This is a genomic window from Nocardia rhamnosiphila NBRC 108938 (assembly GCF_000720425.1).
Taxonomy (GTDB): domain Bacteria; phylum Actinomycetota; class Actinomycetes; order Mycobacteriales; family Mycobacteriaceae; genus Nocardia; species Nocardia rhamnosiphila.
On the sequence record NZ_JOAJ01000002.1, the window covers coordinates 170,343 to 188,020 of the forward strand.

Here is a 17,678-nt window from a genome sequence, read left to right on the forward strand (position 1 = left end):
CCGGGTATGACTGATCTGCGGGCCGCTGAGCGCAGCGGCGGGCCGGCACTGCGCGGACGGGCGGTCGGGATCGCCGCGGCGGCCGGGCTCGCCGCCGCGATGGGTGTGGGGCGCTTCGTGTTCACGCCGTTGCTGCCCATCATGACCGCTTCGGCGGGGATCAGCGCCGGCGACGGCGCGGTGATCGCGACCGGCAACTATGCCGGCTACCTGTTCGGCGCGGTGTTGCTGACCCGGCGACCGCAACTGAGCCTGCGCTCGACGTTCCTGGCGTGGTCGGTGGTGCTCGTCGCCAGTGAGGCCGGGATGGCGGCGACCGCGCAGGTGGCCGTGGCGACCGGGCTCCGGTTCCTGGCCGGGGCGGCCAGCGCGGCCCTCTTCATCGCCTGTGCGGCCACGGTGGCACACCACCGCCAGGAGGGTGCCTCGCCGGGCGTGGCGTTCGCGGGGGTCGGTCTCGGGATCGCGATCTCCGGTGTCTACACCCTGCTCGCGGCACCGCATCTGTCGTGGCAGGGTCTGTGGCTCGGGTCGGCGGTGCTCACCGCGCTGCTGCTCGCTCCGGCCTGGTTACTGGATATCCGCTCCGAATCCGGGCCGGCCGACAGCGCGGGCGATACCGTGATGGACACGGGGCGTACCGGTACCGGGCAGGCGCGGCGGGCGTGGCGGCTGCTCCTGGGGTCGTACTTCGCCGAAGGAGTCGGCTACATCATCATCGGCACCTTCCTGGTGGCCGCGGTGGCCGGAACCGGGAGTTCGTCGGCGGGCGCATCGGTGTGGACGCTCGTCGGATTGGCCGCGGCGCCCGCCACCCTGGCCTGGCACCGCATCGCGCGCCGGATCGGGTCCGGGCCCGCGCTGGTCACGGCTCTCGCGGTGCAGGCCGCGGGCGCCGCGGTCGCGGCGGCGTCGGACAGCGTGGCCGCCGCGGCGGTCGCCGCGGTCGCGTTCGGGGCCACATTCATGGGCGTGGTGGTACTCACCCTCGACTACGCCCGCCGGCTGCACATCCCGCGCGCCGCGGCCACGCTGACCGCGGTCTACGCGATCGGGCAGGTGCTGGGTCCGCTGCTCGTGGTCCCGGTCGTCGGCCGCTCCTTCGCCACCGCGTTCACCGTCGCGGCGGTGGTCATCGCGATATCGGCGATACTGGCGTTCGCCGCCGCCCGGGCCCGACGCGCTGCCCGATAGGATGCCCGCCGGTCGGCGGTACTGCGGGCACGAGTTGTCGTCTCGCGATCAGAGCCCGCGGCCGGTGCGCTGCTGGAGTTCGTCGATCAGCTGTGACGCCTGCGCCTTGGTCAGCCCCTCCGGCACCTGCTGCCCGGCCTCCTGCGCCAGGGTGTGCAGATAGGACTCCTGCGGGCCGGTCATCGGTTCGTCACCGGTGGTCCACTGGTCGCGGTCCTTTTCCGGCTGCTGCTGCAGCATTACCGCTCCTCTCCACGGCAGAACGAGTGTTCGAAACCCGCGTACCCGGATCCACCGCCTTCAACCAGCCCTCCACAGCGGCCCGTCCGCGATCGGACGGCGGCGGCCACGGCCGGCCCGGCCACGACGATGCACCCGCTCGTCCGGAGCCGCGCACACCGGTCCGGTGTGGTCCGGCCGGATCGCGGCACGCACCGTCGACTGCCCGGCACCGAGCATTCGCGACCGGGGCACCGGCGCTGGGAACATCGCCGGTCACCACGGCGGTCGTTCCGGTAGTGTCCGCGCTTCCTGTCGTTGCCCGAACCGCCGAATGTGAGGTTGCTCTTCCAGATGACGAATACCGACGACGACCGGGCACGGCGCGAATTCGCCTTGCAGGTGTTCGGGCATATGCGCGCGGCAGGTATCACCGATGTCTCCTACGACACCGACGAATTCGCCGTCCGATACGACGGCGGCGACGCTGTCCTGCATCTCGCGAACCTCTTCACGGAGACGCGCGACCGATCGCCGGAGGAAACGCGGGAGTGGCTGGCCCGCATCGTGCCCGCGCTCGTGACGCCCGCGGCCCCACCCGAGAGCTGGGAAGAGGTACGCCCGCTGTTGCGGCCGGTCCTGCGGCCGTCGACCTACGCACTGGAGGACGAGGGTTCGCGGATACGGCGCCCGCTCTTCCCGTTCGTGGACGAGTTGCTGGCCATCGACTACCCGGATGTCATCGGCTTCCCCGACGAGACGAAGCTCGCCGAATGGGGAGTGTCGGCGGACGAAGCGTTGACGGTGGCCCGGGAGAACCTGGCCGCGATGGTGCCGGTGGCGGAACTACCCGGCGACGGCATCGTGAAGATAGCGGTCGACGAAGCCGACTACCTGTCGTCGTGGATCCTCGTGCCGGATTGGCTGCTCGTCTCGACGACGAACTTCGAGTATCCGCCGGTCGCGTTCATCCCGGATCAGCAGAGCCTGCTGCTCGTTCCCGGCGATCCGGAGTTGCTGTCCGAGGCCTTCGAAGCGGTCGAACAGGAGTACCGGGAGGCGGCACGGCCGCTCTCGCCCCAGGGGTACACCCTCGACGAGTCCGGCCTGGTGATTCCCCTGGACCGGGTGACCACCGCGAACGACGCCGAAGTCGCCCGGGCCCGCGCGGTGCTGGCCGGGGCGGAATACCACGCCCAGCAGCAATGGCTCGAGGAGCGCTATCGCGACGACCTGGAGGCGATCTACGTGAGCAGCCTGATGGTGGCCGAACGCGAGGACGGTATCCATACCGTCACGGTCTGGGGGGAGGGTGTCGACGCCGCCCTGCCGGTGGCCGATTTGCTCGCGTTCGCCACCGACGACGAACGGACCATCATGGTGCCGTTCGACACCGCCGTCGATCTCACCGGAATCACCCCGATGCCCGGTATTCACCCGCCGCGCTTCCGCACCGGCGGATGGCCCGATCCCGCGGTGTTCGAGCGTCTCACGGAGGCCGCGGTCGCGTTCTGACCGCGGCGAAACGACGGCGGTGGCCGCGGGATCGGTCCGGCGACCGCTCACTCATTCCCGGAGTTCGGAACGGATCACGTTCTTCAATACCTTGCCGACTTTCGAGCGCGGTAGATCCGGCCAGATCTCCACCTGCTTGGGCGCTTTGACGCTGCCGATGCGCTGCTTGACGAACGAGATCAGTTCGTCGGTGGTCACCGTGTGCCCCGGCCGTAGGCGCACCACCGCGGTGACCCGTTCACCCCATTTCTCGTCGGGCAGGCCCACCACCGCGCTCTCGGCCACCGCGGCGTGCGCGAGGACGGCCTGCTCGACCTCGGCGGAGTAGACATTGAATCCACCGGTGATGATCATGTCCTTGGCGCGGTCGACGACGAAAAGGAAATTGTCCTCGTCCAGATAACCGATATCGCCGGTATGGTGCCAGCCATACGCGCTGACTTCCGCTGTCGCGGCGGGGTTCTCGTGGTAACCGTCCATCACCAGCGGACCCCGCACCACGATCTCGCCGCGCTCGCCGGGCGGCAGCAGCGTGCCCCGCTCGTCCACGATGGCGACCGTCGTCAGTGGCGTGGGCCGGCCGGCCGAGGCGAGACGCTCGGTGGCGACCGAGCCGTCGGGCCGGAAATGATCGGCCGGTGCGAGGGTGGCGATCATATTCGGTGCCTCGGTCTGGCCGAACAACTGTCCCAGGACCGGGCCGATACGCGCCAGTGCCTCTTCGAGCCGGGTCGGCGATATCGGTGCGGCGCCGTACCACAGGCACCGCAGCGACGAGAGATCGGTGGTATCGAGATCGGGGTGATCGAGCAGGCCGTAGATCACCGTCGGTGGCAGGAACGCGTGCGTGATCCGGTGTCGCGCGGCGAGGGCGAGGAACTGCCCGATATCGGGCGCCGGCATGATGACGATCTCACCGCCGAGGCCGAGGATCGGGAAGGTGAGCACGCCCGCCGAATGAGTGAGCGGCGCGAGAGCGAGGTAGCGCGGGCGATCGCCGAACGGATAGCTCATCAGCGCCAGCGCGGTCGAGGTCATCATATTGAGCTCGGTCAGCCGCACCCCCTTCGGCCGGCCGGTGGTCCCGCCGGTTCCGGCGAGCATGCACAGCCCGTCCGCCGGGCGCCGGCGCATATCGGGTTGGGCGCGGTGTGCGGCGAGCCACGTATCGAACGCGATCGCGCCCTCGGTGTCGCCGTCCAGGCAGACCAGCCACTCCAGCCGCGGTAGGTGATCGCGGATCCGGGCCACCAGGCCGGCGAAGCTCTTCTGGAAGAAGAGCAGCCGGCAGCCGAACAGCTCGAAGAGCCGACGGTTCTCCTCGGCCTCGTTGCGCGGGTTGACCGGGCACCACACCGCACCGGCGCGCGATATACCGAAGACGCAGGTCAGGGCGAGCGGATCGTTGGCCGACAGGACCGCGACCCGGTCCCCGGCCGCGATCCCGGTGTGCTGCAGGGCGCCGGCGACGGCCACCGAATCGTCATATACCTCGCCGTAGGTGCGGGTTGTTCCGCCGGAGGTGAGGCAGGGGGCCTCGCGGCCGAGCGAGGCCCCCTTGTCGAGATAGTCCGCGAGTCGCATCGACGGCCTCAGCGGTGCACCGTGACGATGGGATCGAGGACGAGCCCGAACGCGCGCAGCGTGCCGAGCAGTTCCCGATGCCCGAATGCCTGGCAGCTCGAGGCGAACCCGGTCACCCGCGGGATCTGCTGTAGCAGGGCGGCCGCGGCGTGGGCGTTGAGCAGCGCGGTCTGCTTGTAGTTGCAGTTGCCGTGGATCAGGCAGTGTGCCCGGCCCAACGGCCCGGAGGCGTACACCGAGTCGAGCGAGGTGTTGATCCGCGGATTCTCCCGCGGCGGCATCTCGCTACGGATGGCGGCGGACTGTTCGTCGATGATGCGGTACTTCTCCGCCTCCGACTTACCGTCCATCTGTGCCAGGGCCGCCGCCACCAGTTGGGGTACACCGAGCATCAGCGGGCGGTTCATGACGCCGCCGAGGGCGCGCACATTCGCGACCCGCGGATCGTTCTTGAACCACACCGGATGCGAGGTACCGCCCCACGGCAGCGCCAGGCCCAGTTCGTGCTGACCGGGCACTACCACCTGGTAGAGCCCTTCGTCCACCGGCCACTCCACGTACTCGTTCTGCTCGAGGTAGTAGGCCTCGGCGAACGCGGCATTGGTGAGAATCGTATTGGTGGAGGCGACGGTCGGGTGTCCCTTCCAGAACACCTCGATATCGAGGGTGTCCAGGCCGGGGTTCTCCAAGCAGATATTGGCCGCGATCTCACCGATCGTGTACATCTGCGCCAGGCCCGGAGTGAGCAACAGTCCGCGAGCGGCGAACTCGGCGCCGTAGCGCTCCTGGGCGTCGATCATCCAGTTCTGCTCACCGTTGGTATCGGTGTAGTGCGCGCCGATCTCGAGGCACGCCTCGACCACCGGATGTCCGTACCGGGCGAACGGACCGACCGTGTTGAGCACGACCCGCGCGCCCCGGAACGCGTCGGCCAGGGCGGTACTCGTGTGCTCGACCTCGGCGATCTCGTGGTCCACGGTGTCGATACCGGGTACCGCGTCGACCGCCGCTTTCAGCCGCGCGTGGTCGCGGCCCGCGGCCAGGAAGGGAATACCGTACTCGCGCAGGTATTCACAGATCAGCCGGCCGGTGTAGCCGGACGCGCCGTAGACGACGACCTGTTTGTCGGTAGGCATGGTGGTGTTCTCTCCTCGTCATCGGATGGAAGGTGGGCGGTGGGCCGAACGGGGCTGCCGCTACATGCCCATTCCCCCGTCGACCGGCAGTCCGGCACCGGTGATGAATTTCGCCGCGTCGGAGGCGAGGAATACGACCGCGTCGGCCATATCGTCGACCTGGCCCAGCCTGCCCAGCGGCGTGAGTTCGGCGACCGCCTGAGCCGCCGCCTCCGGGGAGGGGAACAATCCCAGCTCGGCGCAGTCGACCGCGAGTTTGTTCCCCATCGCGGTGGGGGTCAGGGCGGGATAGATCGAGTTGACGCGCACGCCGTAGCCGAGCTTCCCCGATTCCGCGGCGGCCACCCTGGTCAGCCGGTCGATACCCGATTTGGTGGCGGAATAGACGCTGATTCCGGGAAACGCGATCGTCGCGGCGACCGAAGCGATGTTCACCACGGCCCCGCCCCGCCCGGCGGTCCCGCCCGGCCGCATGGCCCGGAACGCGTGTTTGATCCCGAGCGCGGTGCCGAGCAGATTGACATCGAGCATGGTGCGGGCCTGGTCGGGATCCAGATCGGCCAGCAGGCTGGTGACCTCCACGCCCGCGTTGTTGACCACGATGTCCAGCCCGCCCAGCGCGCCGACGGTGGTGGTCACCGCGCGTTCCCACGCACCGTCGTCGGTGACATCCAGCGAGACGAATTCGGCCCGGCTCCCCTGCGCTTGCAGTTTTTCGACCATCGTGCGGCCGCCGTCGGCGTCGATATCGGCGATCGCCACCGCCGCGCCGGCCTCGGTCAGCGCTTGGGCCATCCCCGCACCCAGGCCGCGCGCACCTCCGGTGACCAGCGCAGCCCGTCCGCCCAGGTCGTAACTCGTCATATCCGTTCCTCTCTCGAAAGCAGCCGACACTGTGATCTGAGCCACAAAACCGATGTGGTGTGTCGCATGACACAGTAGGGCGATATCTTGACAGTCGTCAAGAAAAATCTTGACAGTCGTCCAAAGATCGGAAGTCGTCGTACGCTTACACTCAGGAGAAGCCGGGCAGGTGAGATCCGAACCGAGAAGAATGCAAACGAGTGACACAGGCCGCTGATCCCAGATCCCGCATAGACGAACGCGCTCGCGACAAATTCGCGGCGAAGCGCACCGAGCTGGCGCTGGCCACCCTGCACACGCTCGCCGAGCGTGGCTACGCCCATACGAGCCTGCGGGAGATCGCGCAGAACTCCGAATACTCCCACGGTGTCCTGCACTACTATTTCCGCGACAAGATCGACCTGCTCGTCCATGCCGTCCGGCAGTACGAGGCGGTCTGCGTGACCCGCTACGACGATGTCATCGCCGCCGCGCGCGACGCCGACGAGCTGCGCGCCGAATTCATCGCCACCTTCTCGGCCACGCTGGTGGCCGACGCGGCCATCCACCGGCTCTGGTACGACCTGCGCAACCAGAGCCTGTTCGACGATTCGTTCCGCGCAGACGTACTCGAGATCGAGGCCCGCCGCGAGGACATGATCTGGCGGGTCGTCTCCCGCTACTGCGAACACCGGGGCAGCGTCCCCACCTTCACGCCCGCCGTCGCGTACACGACCATCGACGGGATCTTCCAGCGCGCGCTGCTGCACCGGCTGGCCGGGCGTACCGACGGCACCGAAACCGTTCGCGATCAGCTGGATTCGGTATTCGAACTGCTAGGCGCGGCACAGTAGCGAGACCGGATCGGCGCCGAGCGTGCCGCTACATCAGCGCGAGCAGGTCCTCGATCCGGTCGAGCTGGCCGGCGACATCCTCGAAATGCACCGAGAGATAGGCACCGTCGACATAGTGACTCAGGCCCACCAGGCGATCCCGGCATTCCGACGGTGTACCGATCACCGCGAACCTGTCGAGCAGATAGGTCTCGATATCCGGCCGGTCGGCGAACATCGTGGCATTACTGGTGTTCCCGGCTTTCCCGTGGGCGGCGTAGTCGTAGTGCCGATACCGCTCGGTGAGGACATCCTGGAACTGCGCGGGCACGTTCTTACCGGCGAAGGTCGACGCGAACGCGAAATGCGACGCGCTGACCGCCCGCGGGACGAAGGCACGCCGGAGCCGCTCCACCTCGTCGCCGGTGCGCCCGACCGCGAGGCGCACGGAGGCCCAGATCTCGATCCGCCCGCGATCGGCGGCCCGTTCCGCCCCCGCCGCGCGGGCGAGCTCGCCGAGCGCGCGCGGATCGGTCCCGACCCCGGCGATGACCCCGTCGGCGACCCGGCCCGCCATCCGCGCGGCCGCCGGACCGCTCGCCGCGACCAGCGTAGGTACCGCGGGGACGGCGGCCCGGAAGGCGACCAGGTCCTGTTCGAAGTCGCGTAGGGCGGCGGGTTCGAGCCCGAACGTGCGGACAGCGGAATCACCGCGCCCCATCCCGAGCCGGAATCGTCCCGGATGGGCGGAGTCGAACGTGCGCGCGGCACCGGCGTGGACCGACCAGTGCCTGGTCACCGGGTTGGTGACACTGGTCGACACTGTGAGCGTGGAGGTGGCCGCCAGCGCGTCACCGCAGGCGGCGTACAACTCGCCGTAGTTCGGTGAATCACCGATACCGAGTCCCCAGATTCCCAGCGCTTCCGCGCGACGCGCGACCGCGCGGGTCAGTTCCGGCCGCAGCGGAAGCCAATTGATGCAGAGCCGCATGAGCGCTCCTCCAGCTCGACGAGGTGAGTGTCCGGCGCACCTTTTATTCGCCCGCGCCGGGCTCGGCCGGACGCACCGGCGACCGGGGGCCGATGATCGACGCCGCGTCGGCGACCAGCCTGTCCATGAGATCGGCGACCGTCGGAATGTCGTGGATCAGCGCCTGGGACAGGCCCACCGTCCAGATACCGGCCTCGAGGTCGCCGGTTTCGAAAACCCGGCGGCCGCGACTTCCGGCGACGAGTTCACGGACCGCGTCGAACCGCGGCCGCTCGCCGAGCCGGCGCACCACCTCGGCGCTGACCGTGTTCCGCGCTACCCGGGCGGTATTGCGCAGCGGCCGGAAGATGAGTTCGGTGTCCCGTTCGGTACCCGCGACGATGCGTTGTTTGACCCTCTCGTGGGCGGGCGCCTCGCGGGTGCACAGGAACCGGGTCCCCATATTGACCCCGTGCGCACCCAGGGCGAGCGCGGCGGCCAGGCCCCGGCCGTCGGCGAATCCGCCCGAGGCGACGAACGGGATATCCAGCAGGTCGGCGGCACGCGGCACCAGCACGAGGCCGGGTACATCCTCTTCGCCGGGATGACCGGCGCATTCGAACCCGTCGATGCTGAGGGCGTGCACCCCGCGCGCCCGGGCGCTGAGCGCGTGGCGCAGCGTCGTGCATTTGTGCAGCACCCGGACGCCGGCGTCGAGCAGGACGTCGAGTACGTCGGCGGGCAGGCTGCCCGCGGTTTCCACGATATCGATACCGGCGGCGACGATCGCGCGGGCGATGCCCGGATAGTCCGGCGGTGAGATCGCGGGCAGCATGGTGATGTTCACGCCGAACGGGCGGCTCGTCATCTCCCGGCACCGATCTATCTCGCGGCGCAGCGCGTCGGTATCCGGTTGTGTCATCGCGGTGAGGAAGCCCAGTCCGCCGGCTTCGGCGACCGCCGCGGTGAGTTCGGCCCGGCCGATCCACTGCATACCGCCCTGCACGATCGGGTGATCGATACCGAACAACGCGGTGAACGGGGTCGGCAGCGGGGGCCGCGGGCGATCCGGCTCGCTCACAGCTGCCACCTGCCGCTGAAGGTTACGGCCGTACCCGCGGTGAACGCGGCCTTGGCGGCGGGCGCGTCGGTCGCGAAATTGACGAGCTGAGCGACATTCTCGGCGGCGACGGCCTCCCGGAACGTGCGCTGATGGGCGTGGTCGAGCAGCGCCTTGTCCAGCCGCAGGGCCACCGGCGGCGCCGCGGCGAGTTCCCGGGTCAACCGGGCCACCATGTCGTCCATTTCGCCGTCGCCGACCAGCCAGGTCACCAGGCCGAATTCGTATGCTTCGCCCGCGCTGAGCATTTCCGCGAAATAGGCCAGCCGCTTCGCCGTGTGCAGGCCGACGAGCCGTGGGAGCAGCCACGATGCTCCGGTATCGAGTGACAGGCCGCGGCGCGCGAAGATCTGCGAGAAGCGGGACCGGCGGGTCGCGACGACGAAGTCCGCGCACAGCGCCAGACTCCAGCCCGCTCCGACCGCCACCCCGTCGACCGCGGCCAGCACCGGTATGGGCAGTTCGTGCAGGGCGATGAGCGGGCCGGTGATGCGATCCATGCGGTCGAGCGGATGCCGCTCCCCGCCGGCACCGGAGCCCAGATCGGCACCGGCACAGAAATCACCGCCGGCACCGGTCACCACCAGGACCCGCGCCTCGGACGCGGCCACCGCCGCCACCGCCGCGCCGAGTTCGGACCAGTGGTCCGGCGTCAGCGCGTTCTTGGTCGCGGGGCGGTCGAGCGTGAGGGTCGCGACCCCGTTCTCGACCGCGAGTCGTACAGGGGCATCCGGCGGCGGGGCTGTCATGCCCGGAATTCAAATCGCGCGCGCCCCATCGGGCAAAGACTCGTTTTCGAAGGGACCTATCGGCGATCCCTATGCCCGCCGACGGCGGCCGGTATCCGGCGGCCACACCCGGACTGCCGCGGCGGGAGGGCTCCGGTGTGACCCTTGACATATCCGCACCCAGCCCCGATGATTGCCGTCAGCAGAAGTTGATTTCGCTGAGTCGAATTTTGGAGCGAATGTGTCCGATACGCACACCGTCACCGACGGCCCGCCCGAAAGGCCGGGAACCCACCCCGAACAGGCGCGGACAGCCGACAAGATCCGGATCGAAGGCCTCGACTACCGCTACCGCCCCCGCGGCCGCGACGAGGTCGTGGCGCTCGCGGACGTGGATCTGACCGTGCGGCGCGGCGAATTCCTCTCCGTGGTCGGTCCGTCGGGTTGTGGGAAATCGACTCTGCTGCGGGTGATCGCGGGGCTGCAGCAGCCGAGCGCGGGCCGCGTCCGCCTACACCAGGAGAATCCGGCGAGACCGCTGGTCGCGCCGGTGTTCCAGGAGTACAGCATCTTTCCCTGGCGCACCGTCGAGGACAATGTGCGCCTCGGCCTGGACGCGGCCGGCGTCGAACGCCGGACGGCCCGGGACCGCGTACACGGCTGGCTGGAGCGGGTCGGGCTCCGCGGCTTCGAGAAGGCCTTCCCCGGGAACCTGTCGGGCGGGATGAAGCAGCGGGTGGCCCTCGCGCGGGCCTTCGTGGTGGAACCGGAGATCCTGCTCATGGACGAGCCCTTCGCTGCCCTGGACGCGCAGTTGCGCAAGGTGCTGCAGGAGGAGTTGATCTCGATCGTCCGCGAACACCGGTACACGGTCTTCTTCGTCACGCACAACCTGGACGAGGCGATCCTGCTCTCCGACCGGATCGCCCTGATGTCGGCCCGGCCCGGACGGATCCAGCAGCTCATCGACGTTCCCTTCGGGCACCCGCGTAAGCCCGAACTGCGCCAGGACCCCGAGTTCGTCCGGCTGGAGGAGGACCTGTGGTCCAGGTTGCGCGGTGAGGTGCACGTCGCGACAGGAGGAACCCGATGACCGACCGTACGGCGCAACCGGACACCGATACGCAGGACCGATGGATCGAGCGCGTACCGGAGAACCGGACCCGCTCGGCGAACGAGCAGGCACGACGGGACCTGGTCCTGCGCATTCTGCTCGGACTCCTCCTGCCGGTCGGGGTCCTGATCGCCTGGGAACTCTCGGCCCGGGCCGGGTGGATCGACGCCCGCTTCTTCAGCCACCCCACCGCGGTGGCGAACAAGGCATTCGCCGACGCCACCTCCGGGATGCTGTGGAGTGAACTGCGGGTCACCGTGGGCCGGCTCCTGACCGGCTACGTACTCGGCACACTCGCCGGGATCGTGGTGGGCCTGGCCATGAGCCAATCCCGGGTGCTGCGCTGGATGCTCGAACCGATCGTGCGCGGTCTGTACGTCATTCCCAAACTGGCGCTGCTCCCACTGTTTCTGCTGGTCTTCGGCCTCGGCGAGATGCCCAAACTCGTGTTCATCGGGCTCGGCACCTTCTATATCGTCGCCTTCACCACGCTCTCGGCCGCCATGATGATTCCCACGGCCTACCACGAGGTGACCAGGTCCTACGGGCTCTCCCGCGCCCAGCGGTTCCGCTGGATGATCATTCCCACCTGCCTGCCGCAGATCGTCTCCAGTCTCAAACTCGCCTCGGGCATCTCGATGCTGCTCGTCATCGCCGTCGAATTCGTCAACGCCAACAACGGACTGGGCTACTACACCTGGCATGCCTGGCAGGTGTTCGTCCCGGACCGGATGTACGTCGGGGTCGTCACGATCTCACTGCTGGGCGTCCTGTTCAGCGCCGTGATCGGGCTGATCGGCGGGCGGCTGGTCCGCTGGGCCGACGACGAATACGGCGGGCAGCGCTGAGGAACGCCACCGGCTCGAACCGATCCGGCCGGCTCCGCACATCCGCCTCCTCACCACGAAGGACCAAGTCCATGAGCACTACAGACACCCGCCCCCGCAGTGCCACCGACGACGCGCCGGACGAACTCCACCGTGCCGCTGGGAAAGTCGCCGGACTGCCCGGCCGGGGCGTCGACCCGCGTCGTACCCGGGAGGGTCGCCGATGACCGAACTCCGGACCGTGGTCGTCGTCGACGGCGTGCGGACCCCGATGGGCCGCGGGAAACCGGGCGGGGCCCTGAGCGGGCTGCATCCGGTCGACATGCTGGCGCAGACGCTGACCCATCTCGTCGACCGGTCCGCCCTCGACCCCGGCAGCGTCGGTGATGTGATCGTCGGCTGCGTGAGCCAGGCGGGCGAACAATCCGCGACCCCGGGCCGGATGGCCTGGCTCGCCGCCGGCTACCCCGTCCATGTGCCCGCGACCACGGTCGAGCGCAAATGCGGGTCGGGCCAGCAGGCGATCGAGTTCGCCGTCCAGGGGATCGCCTCGGGCCGGCACGAGATCGTCATCGCCGCCGGGGTCGAATCGATGAGCCGGGTACCGATGGGTATCGCCCGGCTCGACCAGGACCCCTGGGGCCCGTCCGTACGAGCGCGGTTCCCGGATCTCGTCCCCCAGGGTGTCGCCGCCGAACGTATCGCTCAGCGCTGGTCGCTGTCCCGGCGAGATCAGGACGAGTTCGCCGCCGCGTCGCATCGGCGGGCACACCGGGCCGCGGTGGACGGCGGGTTCGGCACCGAGATCGTGCCGCTCACCCTCCCCGACGGCAGCACGGTGACCGCGGACGAGACCATCCGGCCGGCCACCACTGCAGAAGGGCTCGCCGCGCTTCGGCCCGCCTTCCGCAGTACCGACTACGACCGGCTGCTCCCGGACCACGAATGGTCGGTGACCGCGGGGAACTCCTCACAGCTCACCGACGGCGCCGCCGCCGTACTGCTCATGGACGAGCGGAAAGCCGTGGAGCTGGGGCTGCGGGCCCGGGCCCGGGTGCTCGGGTCGACGGTCTGCGGCGACGACCCCGAAATGATGCTGACCGCACCGATTCCGGCCACCACCCGCCTGTTCGAACGCACCGGCGTCACCCTCGCGGATCTGGACGCCTACGAGGTCAACGAGGCCTTCGCGACCGTTCCGCTGGCCTGGGCCCGGGCCTTCGACGCCGATCCCGAGCGGTTGAATCCGCGCGGGGGCGCCATCGCGCTCGGTCACCCGCTCGGCGCCTCGGGCTGCCGCCTCTTCGTGACCCTGCTGAACCACCTGGAGCAGACCGGCGGCGCCCTCGGGCTCCAGACGATGTGCGAGGCGGGCGGTCTCGCCAACGCCACGCTTCTCGAACGTCTCTGATCACCATCACCACCGCCGCTCCGGCGAGAGGACACCTATGAACATCTCCGACAGCTCCGCCCTGGTCACCGGGGCGGCCTCCGGCCTCGGCCGCGCCACCGCCCGCCGCCTCCTCGACGCGGGCGCCCGGGTGGTGCTGGTCGACCTGCCCACCAGCGCCGGCGCCGCGGTGGCCGAGGAACTGGGCGTGGGCGCCTCGTTCCATCCCGCCGATGTCACCGACGACGCGCAAGTGGCGGCCGCCGTATCCGCCGCCGAGGAGCGCGCGCCGCTCCGCGCCCTCGTCCACTGCGCCGGACGCGGCGGGCCGGTGCGGGTGATCGAGCGCGACGGCGGCCCCGGCTCGATGGACACCTTCGAAACCGTGGTGCGCACCAATCTGTTCGGTACGTTCAATGTGCTGCGGCACGCCGCCGTCGCCATGGCCCGCCACGACGACGAGGACGGCGAACGCGGGGTGTGCGTCCTGACGGCATCGGTGGCGGCGTGGGAGGGCCAGATCGGGCAACTCCCCTACGCGGCATCCAAAGCCGGCGTGGTGGGGATGACCATCGTCGCGGCGCGTGACCTGGCCCGCCATCACATTCGCGTGTGCACGATCGCGCCCGGCCTCTTCGACACCCCGATCCTCGCCCGTGTTCCGGACGATGTCCGCGAGCGGCTGGCCGCGTCGGTTCCGCATCCGGCGCGGCTGGGCGACCCGGTCGAATTCGCCGATCTCGCCGCGCACATCATCGGCAATCCGATGCTCAACGGCGAAACCATCCGGCTGGACGGCGCCATCCGAATGGCCCCGCGCTGACGCGGCCCCCGTGCCGACCTTCTCACCTCCGCTTTCCGAAAGGCCAGTGACAATGACCCTCGACGCCGTGCAGGCCGCCGACGATGTGATGTTCGACCCGACACGGGATGTATGGGAGCCGGCGCTGCTCGACCCCGAGATCTCCTGGGACGGTATGTGGGCGGAACTGACCCCGCGGCAGCGGGAGATCCGGGAGACCGCCCGCCGGGTCGCGGTGGAGGAACTGCGTCCGCGCGCCCATCGCTGGGACGAGTCCGAGCAGTTCCCCCGGGAGACCTTCGAGGCCGTCTGCGAAGCCGGACTCATCGGCCTCACCGTGCCGCGGGAATTCGGTGGTCAGGGCGAGGGCCTGCTCGAAGGGTGCATAGTCGTCGAGGAACTGGCGCGGGCCTGCCTGTCCACCGCCATGGCGGTACAGCCGTTCCTCAACGGCCCCTGGCGGGCGATCAATGTGCTCGGCAGCGACGAGCTACGGGGCCGGCTGCTACCCGGGGTGGCCACCGGCACGAACCATTTCGCCATCGCGATGAGCGAACCGGCGGCGGGCAGCGCGGGCACCGATCTCCGGACGACCCTCACCCCGGACGGCGACGGATTCCGGCTCACCGGTACCAAATGCTGGATCACCGGTGGCCGGGAGGCGCACACCACGATCGTGTTCTGCCGGCTGGCCGGTAGTGCCGGCCCGTACGGGATCGGCGCGGTCGTGGTCCAGGGCCGGCCCGACGGGATGAGCGATTTCGTGGTGGATCCCAAGATGGGTATCCGCGGCGTGGGCGAATGCCTGGTGCGTTTCGAGAATGTGCGTATCGAACCGGAGAACGTCCTGTTGTGGCCGCACCTCGATTCGAAAGAGGGTGCGGGCGTCCTGGTCAACCAGTTCAATCCGGAACGCTGCGGTAATGCCGCGATGTGCACCGGTCTCGGCCAGGCCGCCCTCGACGCCAGCGTCGGGCATCTGAACGCCCGGCAGCAGTTCGGGCGTTCGCTGGCGAGTTTCCAGGGATTGCAGTGGAAGATCGCCGATATGGCGATGGACGTCCACGTCTCCCGCATGCTGCTCTGGCGTGCCGCCCGGACCGGAACCGACGGCTTCCCCGACCAGACCGCGACGCTGATGGCCAAACTGCACAGCAGCGAGATGGTGCAGCGGGTGACCAACGAGGCGATCCAGATCCACGGCGCCCGCGGCTATTCGCGCCGGTGGCCGATCGAACGGTATTTCCGGGACGGGCGCGGGCTCTCGATCGGTGGCGGCACCGCCGAGGTGATGCGCAATGTGCTCGGCGCCCAGGTGCTGGGCGTGAGCGGCAGCCAGCGGCACAAATGAGCGCCATGGGCACCGGCTACGCCGAACGGGACGTCTACGGCGGCGACCATACCGATTTCGCCGGGAGTGTCGCGGGATTCCTCCGGCAGGAGGTGACCCCGCGGGTCGCCGAATTCGAGCGGGCCGGGATGGTGCCGCGGGAGATCTACCGGGCCGCCGGCCGGCTCGGTCTCGTCGGCCTGCAGATCCCCGAGGAGTTCGGCGGGGGCGGGCAGCAGGGGTTCCTGTTCAACTGCGTGGTCACCGAGCAGGTCGCCTATCAGCGGGCGACCATGGGGTCGCTGCGCGTCCATACCGATGTGGTGACGCCCTACCTCCTCACTCTCGCCACCCCGGATCAGCGGCGACGGTGGCTACCGGGGATGGCTGCCGGTGATCTCATGACCTCCATCGCGATGACCGAACCGGGTGCCGGATCGGATCTCGCCGGTATCGGGACGAGTCTGCGCCGGCGGCGCGGTGACTGGGTGCTCAACGGGTCCAAAACCTTCATCACCGGCGGCGCCCAGTCCGATCTGATCCTCGTCGTCGCCCGTTCCGAGGAGGCGGCCGACCGCCGGCACGGGCTCACGCTGGCCGTCGTCGAGGCCACCATGCCCGGGTTCACCCGGGGCGCGCCGCTCGAGAAACTGGGCCTCAGGGCCCAGGACACCACCGAACTGTTCTTCGACGACATCACCGTGCCGGCGGAGAACATCCTGGGCGAGCCCGGGCAGGCATTCGGGTACCTGTCGGCCCATCTGGCCCAGGAGCGACTGTCGATCGCGGTGAACTCGCAAGCGCAAGCCGTCGCGGCACTGGAGCTGACCTGCGCCTATGTACGCGAACGCCGGGTTTTCGGGAGCGTGCTCGGCGGTTTCCAGAACACGAAATTCGTCCTGGCCGAGCTCGCCACGCAGATCGGCGCCGGCCAGGCGCTGGTGGATCGGGCGATGCGGCGGCACGAGGCGGGTCGCCTGACACCCGCCGAGGCGGCGCAGGTCAAACTCTTCTGTACCGAACTGCACGGCCGGGTGGTCGACGCGTGCCTGCAGTTGCACGGCGGCTACGGCTACACCTGGGAGCAGGACATCTGCCGGATGTACGCCGACGCCCGGGTGGCCCGCATCTACGGCGGCACCTCCGAGGTGATGAAGGCCATCGTGGCGCGAACGCTGGACCTGGCCCCCCGCTGATCCGCGCCGCCACGCGGGTTCTTCCGGATACCCGCGCGGCGGCGTTACGTCGGACATTCAGCGCGGCGGCGTTACGTCAAGCTTCCAGCGCGGCGCTGCGCGTCCGGGTGCCACCCAGGCGTCGGGTCATCGCGTCCGCCTCGCGTACAACCGCTTCGACGGCACGCTCCTGCAGCGCCTCGGCCCGGCCCGCCGGTACCGAGACACCCAGCGCACCCACCACCTGGCCCGAGGCATCGAAGACCGGTGCGGCCGCCGCCCACAGGTCCCGCCACTGCATCCCGGCGCCGCTCGCGTAGCCGTGGGCCCGGATATCCGCCAGCTGCGCGACGATATCCCCTTCCTCGGCGACCTCGCCGGTGGCCCGCTGTTCCGCGAGCGCCGTCGCGACCTGCTCGTCGGTCAGCCACGCCAGTACGGCGTGGCCGGTGACCGTGGACAGCAGACCGTAGCGGCGGCCGAGCCGGACGTGCGCACGGACCGGCTTGGTGGGCTCGGAGTGCGCCGCGTAGGTGATGGTGCCCTGTTCGTGGACGGCGTACACGGAGGTTTCGTCGAGTTCCGTCGTCAGGATGTCGGTGTGTTCCCGTGCCAGGGCCGAAACGCCCACCGAGGCGTTGACCGCGCACCCGAGACTCCAGACCAGCATGGTGCCCCGCCACGTGCGGTCCGGCAGCTGGGTGACATAGCCCTCTTCGGCCATCAGGCGCAGGATGCGCAGCAGAGTGGGCGGGGCCAGGTCGAGCTGATCACCGAGCGCCTTGAGGGACTGCGGCCCCTTGGCGCACACCGCCTCGAGGACGCGCAGCGTCCTGGCGATCGATCCTTCTGCCACCGCACACACCCCACTGCTCTCGGCCGGATTCCGTCGCCGCAT

18 protein-coding genes are annotated in these 17,678 nt (G+C 69.5%); 10 read left to right on the plus strand and 8 right to left on the minus strand.

The window, feature by feature from the left end:
• Nucleotides 1–6: 6 nt before the first annotated feature.
• On the plus strand, nt 7–1,194 hold the full coding sequence (locus IG75_RS0109595; RefSeq protein WP_030520842.1) for a YbfB/YjiJ family MFS transporter: 1,188 nt from the start codon (nt 7–9) through the stop codon (nt 1,192–1,194).
• Nucleotides 1,195–1,242: 48 nt separating this feature from the next.
• On the opposite strand, the gene IG75_RS0109600 is transcribed toward IG75_RS0109595, so the two are convergent.
• Entirely contained in the window at nt 1,243–1,434 is a 192-nt protein-coding gene (locus tag IG75_RS0109600) for a DUF3072 domain-containing protein (protein ID WP_030520843.1), read from the minus strand.
• A 333-nt stretch (nt 1,435–1,767) separates the two neighbouring features.
• Here IG75_RS0109600 and IG75_RS0109605 point away from each other — a divergent pair, with 333 nt between their 5' ends.
• Nucleotides 1,768–2,928: a DUF1444 domain-containing protein gene (locus IG75_RS0109605; protein WP_030520844.1), complete on the plus strand. Its 1,161-nt coding sequence runs from the start codon at nt 1,768–1,770 to the stop codon at nt 2,926–2,928.
• 51 nt (nt 2,929–2,979) lie between these two features.
• On the opposite strand, the gene IG75_RS0109610 is transcribed toward IG75_RS0109605, so the two are convergent.
• From IG75_RS0109610 to IG75_RS0109620, 3 genes are read right to left on the minus strand one after another with little or no spacing between them, the layout of a single operon-like run.
• Nucleotides 2,980–4,512, minus strand: coding sequence for an acyl-CoA synthetase (locus tag IG75_RS0109610; protein ID WP_030520845.1), 1,533 nt, complete (start codon nt 4,510–4,512; stop codon nt 2,980–2,982).
• Nucleotides 4,513–4,520: 8 nt separating this feature from the next.
• Entirely contained in the window at nt 4,521–5,648 is a 1,128-nt protein-coding gene (locus tag IG75_RS0109615; RefSeq protein ID WP_030520846.1) for a DUF5938 domain-containing protein, read from the minus strand.
• A 60-nt stretch (nt 5,649–5,708) separates the two neighbouring features.
• Nucleotides 5,709–6,512 carry an SDR family NAD(P)-dependent oxidoreductase gene (locus IG75_RS0109620; protein ID WP_030520847.1) on the minus strand — a complete coding sequence of 268 codons (804 nt, stop codon included), beginning with the start codon at nt 6,510–6,512 and terminating at the stop codon, nt 5,709–5,711.
• A gap of 200 nt (nt 6,513–6,712) precedes the next feature.
• Between IG75_RS0109620 and IG75_RS0109625 the strand changes: the two genes are divergently transcribed.
• Nucleotides 6,713–7,345 carry a TetR/AcrR family transcriptional regulator gene (locus tag IG75_RS0109625; RefSeq protein WP_030520848.1) on the plus strand — a complete coding sequence of 211 codons (633 nt, stop codon included), beginning with the start codon at nt 6,713–6,715 and terminating at the stop codon, nt 7,343–7,345.
• Nucleotides 7,346–7,373: 28 nt separating this feature from the next.
• On the opposite strand, the gene IG75_RS36200 is transcribed toward IG75_RS0109625, so the two are convergent.
• From IG75_RS36200 to IG75_RS0109640, 3 genes are read right to left on the minus strand one after another with little or no spacing between them, the layout of a single operon-like run.
• Nucleotides 7,374–8,315 (minus strand): LLM class flavin-dependent oxidoreductase, encoded by a 942-nt coding sequence (locus IG75_RS36200; RefSeq protein WP_036513247.1) that lies wholly within the window; start codon nt 8,313–8,315, stop codon nt 7,374–7,376.
• A gap of 43 nt (nt 8,316–8,358) precedes the next feature.
• The gene (locus IG75_RS0109635) at nt 8,359–9,375 is read right to left on the minus strand and encodes an NAD(P)H-dependent flavin oxidoreductase (protein ID WP_281181627.1); all 1,017 of its coding nucleotides are present in this window, start codon (nt 9,373–9,375) and stop codon (nt 8,359–8,361) included.
• On the minus strand, nt 9,372–10,163 hold the full coding sequence (locus IG75_RS0109640; protein WP_030520850.1) for an enoyl-CoA hydratase/isomerase family protein: 792 nt from the start codon (nt 10,161–10,163) through the stop codon (nt 9,372–9,374). The genes IG75_RS0109635 and IG75_RS0109640 overlap by 4 nt, the downstream gene beginning before the upstream one ends.
• Nucleotides 10,164–10,383: 220 nt before the next feature.
• Between IG75_RS0109640 and IG75_RS0109645 the strand changes: the two genes are divergently transcribed.
• The 7 genes from IG75_RS0109645 (at nt 10,384) to IG75_RS0109670 (ending at nt 16,801) form a co-directional block, all read left to right on the plus strand.
• Complete coding sequence (locus IG75_RS0109645) at nt 10,384–11,235, plus strand: ABC transporter ATP-binding protein (protein WP_210436796.1); 852 nt, start codon at nt 10,384–10,386, stop codon at nt 11,233–11,235.
• Nucleotides 11,232–12,104 carry an ABC transporter permease gene (locus tag IG75_RS0109650; RefSeq protein ID WP_051714443.1) on the plus strand — a complete coding sequence of 291 codons (873 nt, stop codon included), beginning with the start codon at nt 11,232–11,234 and terminating at the stop codon, nt 12,102–12,104. The genes IG75_RS0109645 and IG75_RS0109650 overlap by 4 nt, the downstream gene beginning before the upstream one ends.
• Before the next feature lie 71 nt (nt 12,105–12,175).
• The gene (locus IG75_RS40590) at nt 12,176–12,310 is read left to right on the plus strand and encodes a hypothetical protein (protein ID WP_281181626.1); all 135 of its coding nucleotides are present in this window, start codon (nt 12,176–12,178) and stop codon (nt 12,308–12,310) included.
• Complete coding sequence (locus tag IG75_RS0109655; protein ID WP_030520853.1) at nt 12,307–13,494, plus strand: thiolase family protein; 1,188 nt, start codon at nt 12,307–12,309, stop codon at nt 13,492–13,494. Before IG75_RS40590 ends, IG75_RS0109655 begins: the two co-directional genes overlap by 4 nt.
• Nucleotides 13,495–13,531: 37 nt before the next feature.
• Nucleotides 13,532–14,296, plus strand: coding sequence for an SDR family NAD(P)-dependent oxidoreductase (locus IG75_RS0109660; RefSeq protein ID WP_030520854.1), 765 nt, complete (start codon nt 13,532–13,534; stop codon nt 14,294–14,296).
• A gap of 52 nt (nt 14,297–14,348) precedes the next feature.
• Nucleotides 14,349–15,626 (plus strand): acyl-CoA dehydrogenase family protein, encoded by a 1,278-nt coding sequence (locus IG75_RS0109665; RefSeq protein ID WP_051714444.1) that lies wholly within the window; start codon nt 14,349–14,351, stop codon nt 15,624–15,626.
• Nucleotides 15,623–16,801: an acyl-CoA dehydrogenase family protein gene (locus IG75_RS0109670; protein WP_245713303.1), complete on the plus strand. Its 1,179-nt coding sequence runs from the start codon at nt 15,623–15,625 to the stop codon at nt 16,799–16,801. Before IG75_RS0109665 ends, IG75_RS0109670 begins: the two co-directional genes overlap by 4 nt.
• Before the next feature lie 76 nt (nt 16,802–16,877).
• Here IG75_RS0109670 and IG75_RS0109675 read toward each other — a convergent pair whose 3' ends face one another.
• Complete coding sequence (locus IG75_RS0109675; protein ID WP_162183783.1) at nt 16,878–17,636, minus strand: IclR family transcriptional regulator; 759 nt, start codon at nt 17,634–17,636, stop codon at nt 16,878–16,880.
• Nucleotides 17,637–17,678 lie beyond the last annotated feature (42 nt).

Coding starts and splice junctions, on each gene's coding strand:
- IG75_RS0109595 (WP_030520842.1), top strand. CDS start 7: ATGACTGATCTGCGGGCCGCTGAGCGCAGCGGCGGGCCGGCACTGCGC.
- IG75_RS0109600 (WP_030520843.1), bottom strand. CDS start 1,434: ATGCTGCAGCAGCAGCCGGAAAAGGACCGCGACCAGTGGACCACCGGT.
- IG75_RS0109605 (WP_030520844.1), top strand. CDS start 1,768: ATGACGAATACCGACGACGACCGGGCACGGCGCGAATTCGCCTTGCAG.
- IG75_RS0109610 (WP_030520845.1), bottom strand. CDS start 4,512: ATGCGACTCGCGGACTATCTCGACAAGGGGGCCTCGCTCGGCCGCGAG.
- IG75_RS0109615 (WP_030520846.1), bottom strand. CDS start 5,648: ATGCCTACCGACAAACAGGTCGTCGTCTACGGCGCGTCCGGCTACACC.
- IG75_RS0109620 (WP_030520847.1), bottom strand. CDS start 6,512: ATGACGAGTTACGACCTGGGCGGACGGGCTGCGCTGGTCACCGGAGGT.
- IG75_RS36200 (WP_036513247.1), bottom strand. CDS start 8,315: ATGCGGCTCTGCATCAATTGGCTTCCGCTGCGGCCGGAACTGACCCGC.
- IG75_RS0109640 (WP_030520850.1), bottom strand. CDS start 10,163: ATGACAGCCCCGCCGCCGGATGCCCCTGTACGACTCGCGGTCGAGAAC.
- IG75_RS0109650 (WP_051714443.1), top strand. CDS start 11,232: ATGACCGACCGTACGGCGCAACCGGACACCGATACGCAGGACCGATGG.
- IG75_RS40590 (WP_281181626.1), top strand. CDS start 12,176: ATGAGCACTACAGACACCCGCCCCCGCAGTGCCACCGACGACGCGCCG.
- IG75_RS0109655 (WP_030520853.1), top strand. CDS start 12,307: ATGACCGAACTCCGGACCGTGGTCGTCGTCGACGGCGTGCGGACCCCG.
- IG75_RS0109660 (WP_030520854.1), top strand. CDS start 13,532: ATGAACATCTCCGACAGCTCCGCCCTGGTCACCGGGGCGGCCTCCGGC.
- IG75_RS0109665 (WP_051714444.1), top strand. CDS start 14,349: ATGACCCTCGACGCCGTGCAGGCCGCCGACGATGTGATGTTCGACCCG.
- IG75_RS0109670 (WP_245713303.1), top strand. CDS start 15,623: ATGAGCGCCATGGGCACCGGCTACGCCGAACGGGACGTCTACGGCGGC.